At 61.7% G+C, this 15,638-nt stretch carries 12 protein-coding genes; 4 read left to right on the forward strand and 8 right to left on the reverse strand.

Annotated elements, in window-relative coordinates; all coding sequences use genetic code 11:
* Positions 1-5 precede the first annotated feature (5 nt).
* The 3 genes from acs to AC5O5I_RS24415 all read left to right on the forward strand — a co-directional run bounded on the left by acs (position 6) and on the right by AC5O5I_RS24415 (position 5,866).
* Positions 6-1,940: an acetate--CoA ligase gene (gene acs, locus AC5O5I_RS24405; protein ID WP_172221593.1), complete on the forward strand. Its 1,935-nt coding sequence runs from the start codon at positions 6-8 to the stop codon at positions 1,938-1,940.
* 42 nt (positions 1,941-1,982) lie between these two features.
* Positions 1,983-2,852 carry an oxygenase MpaB family protein gene (locus AC5O5I_RS24410; RefSeq protein WP_172221596.1) on the forward strand — a complete coding sequence of 290 codons (870 nt, stop codon included), beginning with the start codon at positions 1,983-1,985 and terminating at the stop codon, positions 2,850-2,852.
* Between the two features lie 77 nt (positions 2,853-2,929).
* The gene (locus AC5O5I_RS24415) at positions 2,930-5,866 is read left to right on the forward strand and encodes a DUF748 domain-containing protein (RefSeq protein WP_494511709.1); all 2,937 of its coding nucleotides are present in this window, start codon (positions 2,930-2,932) and stop codon (positions 5,864-5,866) included.
* A 34-nt stretch (positions 5,867-5,900) separates the two neighbouring features.
* Here the strand turns inward: AC5O5I_RS24415 and AC5O5I_RS24420 are convergent, their stop codons facing one another.
* Positions 5,901-6,314 carry a VOC family protein gene (locus tag AC5O5I_RS24420; RefSeq protein ID WP_172221602.1) on the reverse strand — a complete coding sequence of 138 codons (414 nt, stop codon included), beginning with the start codon at positions 6,312-6,314 and terminating at the stop codon, positions 5,901-5,903.
* 60 nt (positions 6,315-6,374) lie between these two features.
* Between AC5O5I_RS24420 and AC5O5I_RS24425 the strand changes: the two genes are divergently transcribed.
* The gene (locus tag AC5O5I_RS24425) at positions 6,375-6,677 is read left to right on the forward strand and encodes a heme-binding protein (RefSeq protein WP_172221604.1); all 303 of its coding nucleotides are present in this window, start codon (positions 6,375-6,377) and stop codon (positions 6,675-6,677) included.
* A 73-nt stretch (positions 6,678-6,750) separates the two neighbouring features.
* Here the strand turns inward: AC5O5I_RS24425 and AC5O5I_RS24430 are convergent, their stop codons facing one another.
* The 7 genes from AC5O5I_RS24430 to nusA all read right to left on the reverse strand — a co-directional run bounded on the left by AC5O5I_RS24430 (position 6,751) and on the right by nusA (position 15,606).
* The gene (locus tag AC5O5I_RS24430) at positions 6,751-7,101 is read right to left on the reverse strand and encodes a BON domain-containing protein (RefSeq protein WP_172221607.1); all 351 of its coding nucleotides are present in this window, start codon (positions 7,099-7,101) and stop codon (positions 6,751-6,753) included.
* 263 nt (positions 7,102-7,364) lie between these two features.
* Complete coding sequence (gene pnp / locus AC5O5I_RS24435) at positions 7,365-9,470, reverse strand: polyribonucleotide nucleotidyltransferase (protein WP_043202562.1); 2,106 nt, start codon at positions 9,468-9,470, stop codon at positions 7,365-7,367.
* 251 nt (positions 9,471-9,721) lie between these two features.
* Positions 9,722-9,991 (reverse strand): 30S ribosomal protein S15, encoded by a 270-nt coding sequence (rpsO, locus tag AC5O5I_RS24440; RefSeq protein WP_016489163.1) that lies wholly within the window; start codon positions 9,989-9,991, stop codon positions 9,722-9,724.
* 147 nt (positions 9,992-10,138) lie between these two features.
* The gene (gene truB, locus AC5O5I_RS24445; RefSeq protein ID WP_172221610.1) at positions 10,139-11,056 is read right to left on the reverse strand and encodes a tRNA pseudouridine(55) synthase TruB; all 918 of its coding nucleotides are present in this window, start codon (positions 11,054-11,056) and stop codon (positions 10,139-10,141) included.
* 3 nt (positions 11,057-11,059) lie between these two features.
* A complete protein-coding gene (gene rbfA / locus AC5O5I_RS24450) occupies positions 11,060-11,458 on the reverse strand; it encodes a 30S ribosome-binding factor RbfA (RefSeq protein ID WP_172221613.1) in 399 nt (132 codons plus the stop codon).
* A gap of 116 nt (positions 11,459-11,574) precedes the next feature.
* Complete coding sequence (gene infB, locus AC5O5I_RS24455; protein ID WP_172221616.1) at positions 11,575-14,097, reverse strand: translation initiation factor IF-2; 2,523 nt, start codon at positions 14,095-14,097, stop codon at positions 11,575-11,577.
* A gap of 27 nt (positions 14,098-14,124) precedes the next feature.
* Positions 14,125-15,606, reverse strand: coding sequence for a transcription termination factor NusA (gene nusA, locus AC5O5I_RS24460; RefSeq protein ID WP_016489167.1), 1,482 nt, complete (start codon positions 15,604-15,606; stop codon positions 14,125-14,127).
* Positions 15,607-15,638 lie beyond the last annotated feature (32 nt).

Here is a 15,638-nt window from a genome sequence, read left to right on the forward strand (position 1 = left end):
CCGCCATGTTCGATATCCGCAACTATCCCCAGGCGCTGGCCGTCAGCCAGTCCGCCATCCTCACCCTCGACGAATACCACCGCCTGTACCGCCAGTCGGTCGACGACCCCGACACCTTCTGGGCCGAGCAAGCCAAGCGCCTGGACTGGATCAAACCCTGGTCGAGCGTGCAGCAATGTGACCTGCACACTGGCCAGGCGCGCTGGTTCGACGGGGCCCAGCTCAACGTCAGCTACAACTGCATCGACCGCCACCTGGCCCAGCGCGGCGAACAGACCGCCCTGCTGTGGGAAGGCGACGACCCCAACGACTCCAAGGCCATTACTTACCGCGAGCTGCATCGCCAGGTCTGCCGCCTGGCCAACGCCCTGAAAGCACGCGGGGTTAAAAAAGGCGACCGGGTATGCATCTACATGCCCATGATCCCCGAGGCCGCCTTCGCCATGCTCGCTTGCACCCGCATCGGCGCCATCCACTCGGTGGTGTTCGGCGGTTTCTCCCCTGACGCCCTGCGTGACCGCATCCTCGATGCAGACTGCCGCACAGTGATCACCGCAGATGAAGGCGTGCGCGGCGGCAAGCGCGTCCCGCTGAAACAGAACGTCGACCAGGCCCTGGCCAGTTGCCCTGCTGTAAGCAGCGTATTCGTGGTGCGCCGCACCGGCGGTGAAGTTGCCTGGGCCGAAGGCCGCGACCTCTGGTATGACCAGGCGACGGCAAACGCCGGCGATGACTGCGAGCCAGAGCCGATGGAGGCTGAAGACCCACTGTTCATTCTTTATACCTCCGGCAGCACCGGCAAACCCAAAGGCGTCCTGCACACCACCGGCGGCTACCTGCTGCAGGCGACGATGACCTTCAAGGTGGTGTTCGATTACCGCGAAGGCGAAGTGTTCTGGTGCACGGCCGACGTCGGCTGGGTCACCGGCCACAGCTACATCGTCTATGGCCCGCTGGCCAATGGCGCAATCTCGCTGATGTTCGAAGGCGTACCCAACTACCCGGATACCTCGCGGTTCTGGCAGGTCGTGGACAAGCACCAGGTGAACATCTTCTATACCGCCCCGACTGCGCTGCGGGCGCTGATGCGCGAAGGTTCCGGGCCGCTGCAAAGTACCTCGCGCAAAAGCCTGCGCTTGCTGGGCAGTGTTGGCGAACCGATCAACCCCGAAGCCTGGGAGTGGTACTTCGAGGAAGTCGGGCAGCAGCGTTGCCCCATCGTCGATACCTGGTGGCAGACCGAAACCGGCGGCATCATGCTTACGCCATTGCCAGGTACGCAGACGCTGAAGCCCGGCTGCGCCACACAGCCGATGTTTGGCGTGCAGCCGGTTCTTCTGGACGAAAAAGGCCAGCTGATCGAAGGCCCCGGCGCAGGCCTGCTGGCAATCAAGGCCAGCTGGCCCGGGCAGATCCGTAGCGTCTATGGCGACCACCAGCGCATGGTCGATACCTACTTCAAGCCGATGCCCGGCTATTACTTCACCGGTGACGGGGCCCGCCGCGATGCCGATGGCGACTATTGGATCACTGGACGGGTCGACGATGTGATCAACGTTTCCGGTCACCGGATAGGCACTGCTGAAGTCGAAAGCGCGCTGGTGCTGCATGACAGCGTCGCCGAAGCAGCGGTGGTCGGTTACCCCCACGACCTCAAGGGCCAGGGCGTGTACGCCTTCGTCACACCGATGAACGGAGTAACCCCCGACGACGGGCTCAAGGCCGAACTGCTAGCCCTGGTCAGCAAGGAAATCGGCAGTTTCGCCAAGCCCGAGCTGATCCAGTGGGCGCCGGCGTTACCCAAGACACGCTCAGGCAAGATCATGCGGCGTATACTGCGCAAAATCGCCTGCAACGAGCTGGACAACCTGGGCGATACCTCGACCCTGGCCGACCCCAGCGTGGTGCAGGGCCTGATCGACAAACGCCTCAACCAGTAACCGGCGGCCGCAGTCCCTGGCCGCCCTGCACGACAGGTCGCCATGGAAGCCCTCCGCCGCCGCATCGAAACCCAGGTCATGAGCCTCACCGGGCTGGCCCTAGGCCAGCTCGACCTGGAATCGCCCAAGGGCGACCCCGGCCTGTTCGGCCCGCACAGCATCAGCTGGCGCGTGCACGGGGACTTCCCGAGCATGCTGGTCGGCGGCATCAGCGCGCTGATGCTGCAGTTGCTGCATCCGCTGGCCCTGGCTGGCGTGTGGGACCACTCCAATTTCCGTCAGGACTTGCTCGGCCGGCTGCGCCGTACCAGCCAGTTCATCTCCGGCACCACCTTCGGCGCCACTGGCGATGCCGAATGGCTGATCGACAAGGTGCGCACGATTCACCTCCAGGTCACCGGCACCGCGCCGGATGGCCGTCCCTATGCAGCCAGCGACCCAGATTTGCTCACCTGGGTGCATGTGGCGGAGGTCAGCAGCTTTCTCGCTGCCCACCTGCGTTACCGCAACCCGCACCTTTCGCGTGCCGAGCAGGATGCCTATTACAACGAAATTGCATTGATCGCCGAGCGCCTTGGCGCCCGTGACGTGCCGCGTTCGTGCCAGCAGGTCGAAGATTACCTGCAACGCATGCGCCCGCAGCTGCACTGCGATGCGCGCAGCCACGAGGTAATGCAGATTCTGCTTGATGCCCCCGCCCCCAGCCGCCTGGCGCAACCGGTGGGCAAGCTGATGCTGCACGCCGGCATCGACCTGCTGCCGGGCTGGGGCCAGGCGATGCTCGGCCTGCAGCACGGCCCCTTGCAGCGGCGCCTGATCCGCCTGGGCCTGCAACGCACCGCGCCAGTGCTGCGCTGGGCCATGCGCGACGGCTCGGCGCATCGGGCCAAGCGGCGCATGGGTATCGAATGACACCAGCTACCGTCCCAGCGGAACTGATTTAACCTGCCATACTCCAAGCACTCCTGCTTAGACAGACGAAGCGACACATGTACAAAGGATTGACTCGCGCCGCTGGCGCAATCGTGGCCCTCGTAGCCCTCTACAGCCTGCTCGGCTTTCTCATTCTTCCTGGTTTCGCGCTGCGTATTGCCAACCAGCAGTTGGCCCAGTACGCGACCGTGCCGGCGCATCTCGAACGCATCGAGTTCAACCCCTTCAGCCTCGAGCTGACGCTGTGGGGCCTGCAGCTCGGCGAGCCAGGCAAGGAACAGGTCGCCTTCGAGCGCCTGTACGCCAACCTCTCGCTCGACAGCCTGTGGACCCGCGCCCTGCACCTGGAAGCGGTCGAACTCGACAAACCCCGCACCGAAGTGCTGTTCGCCAAGGACGGGGCCCTGAACCTGACAGGGCTGTTCAAGCTGCCGGCCAACCAAGCCAAAGCTGACGAGCCGCCCAGCGACCCGTTTCCGCTGCGCATCGGCAGCATCAAGCTCAGTGAGGGTTACCTGCACTTCGCCGACCAGCGCCCGAGCGAGCCGATCGAGTTCCTGTACGACAACATGAACCTGGAGCTGAAAAACCTCAGCACCTTGCCCGACGACAATGCCGACATGACCCTCGTAGCCAACGGCCCCAACGGCGGTCGCATTGACTGGAACGGCACCTTGAGCCTGTCGCCGATCGCCTCCGAGGGCACCTTGAAGGTCACCGACGCCAAGATGAAGGCGTTCTGGCCCTACGTGCGCGATGCCGTGCCGCTGGTGCTGGAAGAAGGCATTGTCAGCCTCGATACGCATTACAAGCTCAACCTCGCCAAACAGACCGAGTTGCTGCTGGACAATGCCTCCGTGCGCATTGCGCCGTTCGCCATCAAGGCACCGGATGGCCGCCCGCTGGCCCGCCTGGCCAGCCTGGAGGTCAGCGAGACCTCCGTCGACCTGGTCAAGCAGCGGGTGACCGTGGGCAAGATCCGCAGCGAAAAACTCGAAACCTGGGCCGCGCTGGAAAAAGACGGCCAGCTCGACTGGCTGAAGCTGTTTGCCAGCCAGCCGGCCAAGGCCACGCCGAAGGAAAAGGCCGAGCCGGCTGCCGCCGAGCCCACGCCTGAACAGAAAGCTGCCAAAGAGCCCAGCAAACCTTGGCAGGTGCTGCTCAAGGACGTACAGCTGCGTAACTACATGGTGCACCTGGCCGACCGTTCGCAAAAAGAGCCGGTTGCCCTCGACGTCGGCCCGCTCAACGCGGACCTGCAAGGTTTCGACAGCCTCAACCAGTCGCCCTTCACCCTCAAGCTCGACAGCGGCGTAGGTAAACAGGGCAAGCTGCAGGCAGCCGGCCAGGTCAACCTGGCACCGGTATGGGCCAAGCTGGATGTCAGCACCCGCGACATCGACCTGCGGGTAGCCCAGCCCTACATCAGTCCGTTCATTCTGCTGGAACTGCGCAGCGGCATGCTCGCCAGCGACCTCAAGGTCGACCTGAAGAACACCGCCCCGCTTGCCTTCACTGTCACCGGCAAGGCACAGGTCAACCAGCTGCATACCCTCGACACCATCAAGAGCCGCGACTTCGTCAAATGGCAGCAGGTCAATGTCGACGGCCTGGCCTATGTACACGGCGATGCGCTGTCGATCGACAAGGTGACCCTGCTGCAGCCTTATGCGCGCTTCATCATCAATGAAGACCGCACCACCAACGTCAATGACCTGCTGATCCCACAGCCGGCAGGCGCCCCGGCGAGCAGTCAGGCCAAGCCGGCTGCTGCTGGCAGCAGCAAGCCATTGGGCATCCACATTGGCCAGATAGACATCAACGACGGTTCGGCCAACTTCGCCGATCTGTCACTCACACCCAACTTCGCCACGGCCGTGCAGCAGCTCAACGGCCAGATCGGCACCATCGACAACCGCAAGGCAGTACCGGCCAAGGTCGACATCAAGGGCAAGGTCGACCGCTATGCACCCGTGACCATCAAGGGTGCCCTGAACCCGTTCAACCCGCTGGCCAGCCTGGACATCGCCACCAGCTTCAAGCGCGTCGAGCTGACCACGCTGACGCCCTACTCCGGCAAGTTCGCAGGCTTCCGCATCCGCAAGGGGCGGCTCAACCTCGACCTGCACTACCTGATCACCAACGGCCAGCTCAAGGCCGAGAACAAGGTGGTGGTAGAGCAGCTGCAGCTGGGCGAGAAGGTCGACAGCCCGGACGCGGTCGACCTGCCGATCCGCCTGGCCGTGGCGCTGCTGAAGGATACCGAGGGCAAGATCTCGATCGAACTGCCGGTAACCGGTGACCTCAACAACCCGCAGTTCAGCGTGATGCCGATTGTCTGGCAAACTTTGCGCAACCTGGTGCTGCGCGCGGCGCAGGCGCCGTTCAAGTTCATTGGCGGGCTGATTACCGGCGGTGGCTCGGAAGACCTCGGCAGCGTGGCGTTCGCCCCGGGCTCGAGCGAGCTCGGCGGCGACGCCCAGGCGTCCCTCGACAAGCTGGCGGCGGCGCTGAAGGAGCGCCCGGCGCTGCGCCTGGAAATCGAAGGCACCAGCGCACAGGCCAGCGATGGCCCGCTGATCGCCGAGCAGCGGCTGGAGCGTGAATATCAGGCTACCTGGTACAAGATCCTGCAGCGCCGGGGCGACAAGGTGCCGGCCAATGCCTCGCTGCTGGTGGTCGACGACAGCGACAAGCCGGCAATGCTCGAAGGCATCTACCGCACCCGCCTGAAGCAGCAACCGCCGGCTGACTGGGAACAACTGGGCCGTGACGAGCGTACGGCCAAGCTGCGCGAAGCGGTGATCAAGTCCTGGGCCGAAAGTACCGCGCTGCTACGCACCCTTGGCCAGGAGCGGGCCAGCAGCATCAAGGATTACCTGGTGGACAAAGGCAAGCTGGAAGATGACCGGGTGTATTTCATCGATACCAGCCTGGGGCAGCCTGAAAGCGATGGGCGGGTGGTAACGCCGATGCATCTGGATGCCGAGTAATCAGCAAGCTTGTGGCAGCGGCTGAATCCAGGCTTCAGACCAGCCGCTGCCCGGACACCGCCGGATGATACAGCGGCTGTACCTTGTTCCCCGCCGGGTCCAGCAGGTGGAAGCTGCGCGCCCCGTCACCATGGTTGAACGGCCGATCCAGCAAGGTCACGCCCAGGGCCTTGAAGTACGCATACCAGGCCTCCAGCTCCTCCACGCTATCCACGATGAAACCATAGTGGTCCAGGGTCTGCAGCCCATTGGCTGCCCCTGCCCCACGCCCCAGCGACAGGTTGTCGTTACCGCAGGTGAGGTACACCAGGTCCTCGTTGGCGCGGTTGAGCACTTCCATTCCCAGCACATCGACGTAGAAACGCTCACACTCCTCAAGGTTGGGGACCAGCAGGGCAATATGGCGCAGGCCATTCAGGCGACCGGGGCGTGCAGGCAATTCGGACATCAGCGAAGCTCCATTTTTGTATACAATTCATTCGTGAATTTAAAACATAAGGAGCGACTTGTGTATAGCCTGTTTATCAAGACCCGTATAAAGCCAGGTTGCGTCGAGGATTTTCTGACCGCGATCAAGGTCAATGCCGCTGCCTCTGTCGCCACCGAGCCTGGATGCCTGGTGTTCGACGTGTCGCAGGATCGCGTCGACCCGCAGGTCATCTACCTGTACGAAATCTACCGTGATGATGCGGCCTATGAGGCGCATACCCAGACCGCGCATTACCGGGATAGCCGCCCGCTGGTGGAGCCGCTCATCGTCAGCCAGGAGTGCATCGAGAGCGACGTCGTAGCGCGCAACCCGGTGTACTGAAAACGAAGAAGGGGCCGCAATGCGGCCCCTTCCAGGGATGGTGGCCAAATCCATTTGGCCGTCGGGACAATCCTTATTCGGACTTCAGGCCATCAGCCGATACGGCTTGTACGCCTTTGATCTTCTTGGTGATGGCAACTGCCATCTCTTTCTGGGCCTCAGTCACTTTCATGTCGGACGACAGCGACACGACACCTTTATTCGTTTCCACTTTGATGTCGCTGCCAGGCACACCTTTCTCGGTCATCAGGTCGGCTTTGACCTTGGTGGTGATCCAAGTGTCAGAGGTCGCTTCCTTGGCTTGGGTCACCTCACCGGCGGCCAGCGTCATCGGGGCCTGGGTGGTTTGCTGGGCAAATGCCGCGTTAGCCATGGTCAGGGTCAGAGCGGTGGCAGTAGCAGCAGCAATGGCGAACTTCTTCATGTGTGTCACTCCTGTTTTTCGAAAGGTCTGCGCCGTATGTCCTGGCGGCAGGTATGAAGGTAGTTGCATGGGCTGTGCCAGCTTTTACTCTTTGATTATTTACTTATAAATCAATGAGTTAGTTGATCGCCGAGGTTCAAGGTGTCGTGCATTTTGCAACCTGCGCGGTAAACCTGCATGCAAGATGCAAGTCCGCAAAAGGTTCCCTGTCGCGCATAAAAAAAGGGCTCCGAAGAGCCCTTTTCCTGTTGCCTGGCAGTCGCTTAGACGCCCGATGCCTTGGCAGCGGCGACGTCCTTGATCGACAGCTTGATACGGCCGCGGTTGTCCACGTCCAGTACCAGTACTTCAACTTCCTGGCCTTCTTTCAGGATGTCGGTCACTTTCTCGACGCGAGCATCGCTCAGCATGGAGATGTGCACCAGGCCATCTTTACCCGGCAGGATGTTGACGAAGGCGCCGAAGTCGACAATGCGCTCGACCTTGCCGACGTAGATCTTGCCGATCTCGGCCTCGGCGGTGATACCCAGGATGCGCTGCTTGGCAGCCTCCGCCGCTTCCTTGGTTTCGCCGAAGATCTTGATCGAGCCGTCGTCTTCGATATCGATCGAAGCCTTGGTCTCTTCACAGATGGCGCGAATGGTGGCGCCGCCTTTGCCGATGACGTCACGGATCTTGTCGGTGTCGATCTTCATCGCGATCATGGTCGGGGCGTTGGCCGACAACTCGGTACGCGACTGGCCAATGATCTGGTTCATCTGGCCGAGGATGTTCAGGCGCGCTTCCAGGGCTTGGCCCAGGGCGATTTCCATGATCTCTTCGGTGATGCCGTTGATCTTGATGTCCATCTGCAGCGCAGTAACACCTTTGGCGGTACCGGCAACTTTGAAGTCCATGTCGCCCAGGTGGTCTTCGTCACCCAGGATGTCGGTGAGGACTGCGAACTTCTCGCCTTCCTTGACCAGGCCCATGGCGATACCGGCAACCGGTGCCTTCATCGGCACGCCCGCATCCATCAGCGCCAGGGAAGCACCACAGACCGAAGCCATGGAGCTGGAACCGTTGGATTCGGTGATTTCCGACACCACACGGATGGTGTACGGGAACACGTCGGCCGCAGGCAGCATGGCCTGTACCGAACGGCGAGCCAGGCGGCCGTGACCGATTTCGCGACGGCCAGCACCGCCCATGCGGCCACACTCACCTACCGAGAACGGCGGGAAGTTGTAGTGCAGCATGAAGGGGTCTTTCTTCTCGCCTTCGAGGGTGTCCAGCAGCTGGGCATCACGCGCAGTACCCAGGGTCGCGACGACCAGGGCCTGGGTTTCGCCACGGGTGAACAGCGCCGAACCGTGGGTTTTCGGCAGAACGCCGACTTCGATGTTCAGCGGGCGAACGGTCTTGGTGTCGCGGCCGTCGATACGTGGCTTGCCGTTGACGATGTTTTCGCGAACGGTGCGGTATTCGATTTCGCCGAAGATTTCTTTCACTTCGGAAGCCGAAGGCTGGCCTTCTTCACCCGAGAACTTGGCGATGGCCTGATCACGCAGCTCGCCCAGGCGCGCATAGCGGTCAGCCTTGACGGTGATGGTGTAGCCCTGCGAAACGCCTTCGCCGAACTCGGCGCGAATGGCGTTGAACAGTTCGGTGTTGGCGACGGCAGGCTTCCAGTCCCAGGTAGGCTTGGCAGCTTCTGCAGCCAGCTCCTTGACGGCCTGGATAACAGCCTGGAATTCGTCGTGGGCGAACAGTACGGCGCCCAGCATCTGGTCTTCGGTCAGCTCTTGAGCTTCCGACTCAACCATCAGCACAGCGTCGGAAGTACCGGCAACGACCATGTCCAGGCTCGAGGCAGCCAGTTGCTCGTAGGTCGGGTTCAGCAGGTAGCCGGTGCTCTCGTGGAAAGCAACACGGGCGGCGCCGATCGGGCCTTCGAACGGAATACCGGAGATGGCCAGCGCAGCCGAGGTACCGATCATCGCAGCGATGTCCGGGTCGGTCTTCTTGCTAGTGGAAACCACGGTGCAGACAACCTGCACTTCGTTCATGAAGCCTTCTGGGAACAGCGGACGGATCGGACGGTCGATCAGGCGCGAGGTCAGCGTCTCTTTCTCGGAAGGACGGCCTTCACGCTTGAAGAAGCCACCCGGGATCTTGCCGGCGGCGTAGGTCTTTTCCTGGTAGTGAACCGACAGCGGGAAGAAACCCTTGCCTGGATCAGCCTGTTTGGCGCCTACCACAGTCACCAGCACGGTGACGTCGTTGTCGACGGTAACCAGCACGGCGCCGGTTGCCTGACGGGCGATACGGCCCGTTTCGAGAGTAACGGTCGATTGACCGAACTGGAAAGTCTTGATTACCGGGTTCACGGTTTCCTACCTTTTTTCAGTGGCTCTGGGGGAACTGGTTTCTTGCGAATTCTTGGGCAGAACGGGGAGTCGGCCCCATTGACCGTCCAGATACAACACGAGGCCGGGAGCCTGGCTGCCGAGCGGTAGAACCGCTCGACATCACCAGGCTGCCAGCCTCGCAGATACGCATGGCGTGCTCAAAGACAACGCTGCAAGGCAACGTTGCCAATGCATGAGACACGCCATGCACACCACTGACCAGGCCGCTATTAGCGACGCAGGCCCAGGCGACCGATCAGGGCGCTGTAACGAGTGGTGTCTTTGCCCTTCAGGTAGTCCAGCAGCTTACGACGCTGGTTAACCATGCGGATCAGGCCACGACGCGAGTGGTGGTCTTTACCGTTGGCCTTGAAGTGGCCTTGCAGTTTGTTGATGTTCGCGGTCAGCAGAGCAACCTGAACTTCCGGGCTACCAGTGTCGCCAGCAGCTTGCTGGTAGTCGGTAACGATTTGAGCTTTTTCTTCAACGCTGAGGGCCATGAGGCAACTCCAATTACACGGATCCCGCAAGCGGGGTCCAATAGGCCAGGGACGAACCCTGTATTAATAAATGAGGTGTGACCGTGCCTACTGACAGCCATCCTCGGTTCCGCCCGGACCGGCTCGAGCCGCCCCGGGTGGTATCGGTCATTCCGACCGAATCAGTCGACGCGGCGCAATGCGCCCGTCTTCGCTCACTTCACCGATACCGATGAAGCGTGCGTTGTGATCCTGTACCCGGACCATGCCGAACTGTGGCGCGTCCGGTGCGCGTACCGCCTGGCCATGCAGCCAGTAGAACGCACTGTGCTCGGACAGGCTGACCATTGGCCAATCCTGCAACCCGCTGTCCGATGGCATGAGGAAGCGATCAAGCGCTTCGTTGCCGCCGTCGGCATGGGCCTGCTCGAGTTCTTCGAGTGTGACGGTTTGCGCCAGCGCGAAGGGCCCGGCCTGGGTCCTGCGCAGCTCGGCTACATAGGCGCCGCAGCCAAGAGCCTCGCCAATATCCTCCACCAGGGTGCGGATATAGGTGCCTTTGCTGCATCCTACGGTCAACCGTGCACGGGTGCCTTCGCACTCGAGCAACTCCAGCCGGTTAATAGTAACAGAACGCGCCTCGCGCTCCACTACCTCTCCTGCACGTGCCAGCTTGTACAGCGGCTGGCCGTCGCGCTTGAGCGCCGAGTACATAGGCGGTATCTGGCTGATCGGGCCGCGAAAACGTGGCAGCAGCGCTTCGATGTCGGCGCGACCAACGGTCACGTCGCGGGTCTGCAGCACTTCACCTTCGGCATCGCCGGTGTTGGTAGTCTGGCCCATCTGCATGACGGTTTCGTAGCCCTTGTCGGAATCGAGCAAGTACTGCGAAAACTTGGTCGCTTCGCCGAAGCACAGCGGCAGCACACCGGTTGCCAGCGGGTCGAGGCTACCGGTGTGGCCGGCCTTTTCCGCGTTCAGCAGCCAGCGCACTTTTTGCAGCGCGGCGTTGGAGGTGAAGCCCAGCGGCTTGTCCAGCAGGATGATGCCGCTGACGTTGCGGCGGATACGTTTGACCTGGGCCACCGCTTACTCCTTGGTGTCCGGCTCGTCGGTACCTTGGTGCAGGCGGTCTTCGGCCACTGCACGCTCGATCAGCGCCGACAGGTGCACGCCACGGCTGACACTTTCATCGAAGTGGAAGTGCAGCTGCGGCACGCTGCGCAGTTGCATCGAGCGGCCCAGGTGCAGGCGCAGGAAGCTGGCAGCGCTGTTAAGTGCCTTCAGCGACTGCTGCACGGCGTCCGGGGTTTCCTCGCCCATGACGGTGATGAACACCTTGGCATGGCCCAGGTCACGGCTGACGTCCACGGCAGTGATGGTCACCAGGCCGACACGTGGGTCCTTGACTTCGCGACGGATCAGCTCGGCCAGCTCGCGCTGCATCTGATCGCCAATACGTTGGGTACGGCTATATTCTTTGGCCATTCTTGCTACCTGTAACTTAAAGCGGCAAACGCCCGGTCAAGCTGATGCCTGACCGGGCGCTACCTGTAAAGGTGCCGCCAACCGCCGTAGGGCGGGGTTTGGCGGCAAGCTCACCCTTAAAGGGTACGAGCCACCTGGACTTTCTCGAAGACTTCGATCTTGTCGCCGACCTTGACGTCGTTGTAGCTCTTGACGCCAATACCGCACTCCATGCCATTACGCACTTCGGCAGCATCGTCCTTGAAGCGACGCAGCGATTCCAGCTCGCCTTCGAAGATCACAACGTCCTCGCGCAGTACGCGGATCGGACGGTTGCGGTACACGGTACCCTCGATGACCATACAGCCAGCGATGGCGCCGAACTTCGGCGAACGGAACACGTCACGCACTTCCGCGACACCCAGGATGTTCTCGCGAACATCGCTGCCCAGCATGCCGGTCAGGGCCTTCTTGACGTCTTCGATGATGTCGTAGATCACGTTGTAGTAACGCATATCCAGACCTTCCTGCTCGACGATCTTGCGCGCGCCGGCATCGGCACGCACGTTGAAGCCGAACAGTACTGCATTCGAAGCCAGCGCCAGGTTGGCGTCGCTCTCGGTGATACCACCAACGCCACCACCGATCACGCGCACCTGGACTTCATCGTTGCCCAGGCTGCCGAGCGAGCCGTTCAACGCTTCCAGGGAACCACGTACATCGGTCTTGAGGACGATGTTGAGGGTCTTCTTCTCTTCCTGACCCATGGTCTCGAAGATGTTTTCCAGCTTGCCGGCGTGAGCACGGGCCAGCTTGACCTCGCGGTATTTGCCTTGACGGAACAGGGCAACTTCACGGGCTTTCTTCTCGTCGGCAACCACGGACAGCTCGTCACCGGCTTCCGGGGTACCGTCCAGGCCGAGAATCTCGACCGGGATCGACGGGCCGGCTTCCTTCACAGGTTTGCCGTTCTCGTCGAGCATGGCACGTACGCGGCCATAGTTGGAGCCGCACAGGACCATGTCGCCCTGACGCAGGGTACCGTCCTGAACCAGGATGGTAGCCACCGGGCCACGGCCCTTGTCCAGGCGCGATTCGACGACGACACCACGACCAGGAGCGGTCGGAGTGGCGGTCAGCTCAAGCACTTCGGCCTGCAGCAGGACGGCTTCAAGCAGCTCGTCGACACCGGTACCCATCTTCGCCGAAACCTTGACGAACGGCGTGTCACCACCCCATTCCTCGGAGGTCACGCCTTCAACCGACAGTTCGTTACGGATGCGATCGAGGTCGGCACCCGGCTTGTCGATCTTGTTCACTGCTACAACCAGTGGGACGCCAGCTGCCTTGGCATGCTGTACGGCTTCACGGGTCTGCGGCATCACGCCGTCGTCCGCCGCCACCACCAGGATGACGATGTCGGTAGCCTTGGCACCACGGGCACGCATCTGGGTAAACGCAGCGTGACCTGGGGTATCGAGGAAGGTGACCATGCCGCGGTCGGTTTCCACGTGGTAGGCACCGATGTGCTGGGTGATACCACCGGCTTCGCCAGCGGCAACCTTGGCACGACGGATGTAGTCGAGCAGCGAGGTCTTGCCGTGGTCAACGTGACCCATGACGGTAACGACCGGGGCGCGCGACTCGGTCTGGCCTTCGAACTTCAGCGATTCGGCCAGGGAATCTTCCAGGGCGGTATCGCTGACCAGGGTGACCTTGTGACCCAGCTCTTCTGCGATCAGCTGAGCGGTTTCCTGGTCGAGCACCTGGTTGATGGTGACCGGAGTACCCATCTTGAACATGAACTTGACCACTTCGGCGCCCTTGACGGACATCTGGTTGGCCAGTTCGGAGACCGTGATGGTCTCGCCGATGGTCACGTCACGAATGACCGGACCAGTCGGGTTCTGGAAGCCGTGCTGGTTGCGCTTCTTCAGCTTGCCCTTGCCACCACGACCACGACGAGCGCCATCGCTCTCTTCGTCGGTGGTGCGCGGAGCGGCACGTGGAGTCGGCGCTTTTTCCTTCTCCTTGACCTTGACCTTGATCGACACACGCGGAGCCTCGCCGCGACGACGGTCGTCATCGCGAGTACGGCTTTCGTTGCGACGGGTCTCGTCCTTCTTGCGCTCGGCAGCACGGGCTGCAGCGTCTTCGGACGCCGGTGCGTCAGCGACTACCGGGGCCGGAGCCGCGGCTGCAGCTGGCTTGGCGGCGGCTGCCGGGGCAGCAGCAGGGGCTTCTGCTGCCTGACGGCGAGCCTGCTCTTCGTTGCGCTGGCGAACGTCGGCGTCAACCTTGTCGCGAGCGGCGTTTTCAGCCGCGCGGCGCTCGTCCTGCTCTCGCTTCTGCTCAGCCTGGATTTCTTCCGGGCTGCGCTGCACGAATACTTTCTTCTTGCGTACTTCTACGCTGATGCTCTTGCTACCGGCGACACGCAGGGTGCTGGTGGTTTTGCGCTGCAAGGTAATCTTGCGCGGCTCTTCCGCCTTGCTCTTGTGGCTGCTCTTCAAATGAGTCAGCAGGGTCTGCTTCTCATTGTCGGTCACTACCTGACCGGCGTCGGTGTGCGGCAGACCTGCCTCACGCATCTGCTGCAGCAGGCGCTCTACCGGTGCCTCGACCTCTTGGGCCAGTTCTTTCACCGTGACTTGCGTCATGCACTTCTCTCCTCAGGCCGCGCCTAATTACTCGAACCAATGGGCTCGGGCGGCCATGATCAACTTGCCGGCACGCTCTTCGTCGATGCCGTCGATGTCGAGCAGATCGTCGATCGACTGCTCGGCCAGGTCTTCGCGGTTAACCACGCCGCGCACCGCCAGTTCAGCCGCCAGGTCCTTGTCCATGCCCTCAAGGGAGAGCAGGTCTTCGGCCGGGTGGGCGTCTGCCAGTTTTTCTTCGGTAGCGATGGCCTTGGTCAACAAACGGTCCTTGGCTCGAGCGCGGAGCTCATTGACGATATCTTCGTCAAAGCCATCGATGTTGAGCATTTCTTCCAACGGTACGTAGGCAATTTCTTCGAGGCTGGTGAAGCCTTCGTCGACCAGCACTTGGGCCAGCTCCTCGTCGACTTCCAGTTCATCAATGAAATTGCGCAGGATGTCACCGGTTTCGGCCTGCTGCTTGGCCTGGATGTCCTTCTCGGTCATCACGTTCAGGGTCCAGCCAGTCAACTGACTGGCCAGGCGAACGTTCTGACCGCCACGGCCAATGGCCTGGGCCAGGTTGTCTTCGGCGACGGCGATGTCCATGGCATGGGCATCTTCATCAACGATGATCGCCGCGACTTCAGCCGGCGACATGGCGTTGATGACGAACTGCGCCGGGTTATCGTCCCACAGGACGATATCCACACGCTCACCACCCAGCTCCCCGGATACGGCCTGGACGCGCGAACCACGCATGCCGATACAGGCACCTTGCGGGTCGATGCGCTTGTCCTTGGAGCGGACGGCGATCTTGGCTCGCGATCCCGGATCACGGGAGGCGGCCATGACTTCAATGAGGCCCTCGGCAATTTCCGGCACTTCAATGCGGAAAAGCTCGATCAGCATCTGTGGCGCAGTGCGCGACAGGATCAGCTGTGGACCACGGTTTTCCGTGCGAATTTCCTTGAGCAGTGCACGCAGGCGCACGCCGACCCGGAAGGTTTCACGCGGAATGATATCTTCGCGAGCCAGCAAGGCCTCGGCGTTGTTGCCCAGGTCAACGATGACGTTGTCGCGGGTAACCTTTTTGACGGTACCGGAGATGATCTCGCCTACGCGCTCGCGGTAGGCGTCGACCACCTGGGCGCGCTCGGCCTCACGGACCTTCTGCACGATGACCTGCTTGGCGGTCTGGGCGGCGATACGACCGAATTCGATGGACTCGATCTTCTCTTCGATCACGTCACCGATCTTGGCTTCCGGGTGAGTGTCCTTGATCTTGTCGAGCCAGGTCTCGATTGCCGGATCATCAAGATCGGCCTCGTCGACCACGGTCCAGCGACGGAAGGTCTCGTAGCTACCGGTGTGGCGGTTGATTTCCACACGCAGGTCGACTTCATCTTCAAAACGTTTTTTGGTTGCAGTGGCCAGGGCCACTTCCAGCGCTTCGAAAATGACGCCGGGCGGTACACCTTTTTCGTTGGATACCGATTCAACAACCAGCAGTACTTCTTTGCTCATCGTACGCCTCGCCTTGCGCAAGCCATTGGGCC

The organism is Pseudomonas sp. 9_2_1 (assembly GCF_059295275.1).

What these genes read in the sequence shown, in the direction of transcription:
- acs (WP_172221593.1), top strand. Translation starts at nt 6, where the DNA reads ATGTTCGATATCCGCAACTATCCCCAGGCGCTGGCCGTCAGCCAGTCC.
- AC5O5I_RS24410 (WP_172221596.1), top strand. Translation starts at nt 1,983, where the DNA reads ATGGAAGCCCTCCGCCGCCGCATCGAAACCCAGGTCATGAGCCTCACC.
- AC5O5I_RS24415 (WP_494511709.1), top strand. Translation starts at nt 2,930, where the DNA reads ATGTACAAAGGATTGACTCGCGCCGCTGGCGCAATCGTGGCCCTCGTA.
- AC5O5I_RS24420 (WP_172221602.1), bottom strand. Translation starts at nt 6,314, where the DNA reads ATGTCCGAATTGCCTGCACGCCCCGGTCGCCTGAATGGCCTGCGCCAT.
- AC5O5I_RS24430 (WP_172221607.1), bottom strand. Translation starts at nt 7,101, where the DNA reads ATGAAGAAGTTCGCCATTGCTGCTGCTACTGCCACCGCTCTGACCCTG.
- rpsO (WP_016489163.1), bottom strand. Translation starts at nt 9,991, where the DNA reads ATGGCCCTCAGCGTTGAAGAAAAAGCTCAAATCGTTACCGACTACCAG.
- rbfA (WP_172221613.1), bottom strand. Translation starts at nt 11,458, where the DNA reads ATGGCCAAAGAATATAGCCGTACCCAACGTATTGGCGATCAGATGCAG.
- infB (WP_172221616.1), bottom strand. Translation starts at nt 14,097, where the DNA reads ATGACGCAAGTCACGGTGAAAGAACTGGCCCAAGAGGTCGAGGCACCG.
- nusA (WP_016489167.1), bottom strand. Translation starts at nt 15,606, where the DNA reads ATGAGCAAAGAAGTACTGCTGGTTGTTGAATCGGTATCCAACGAAAAA.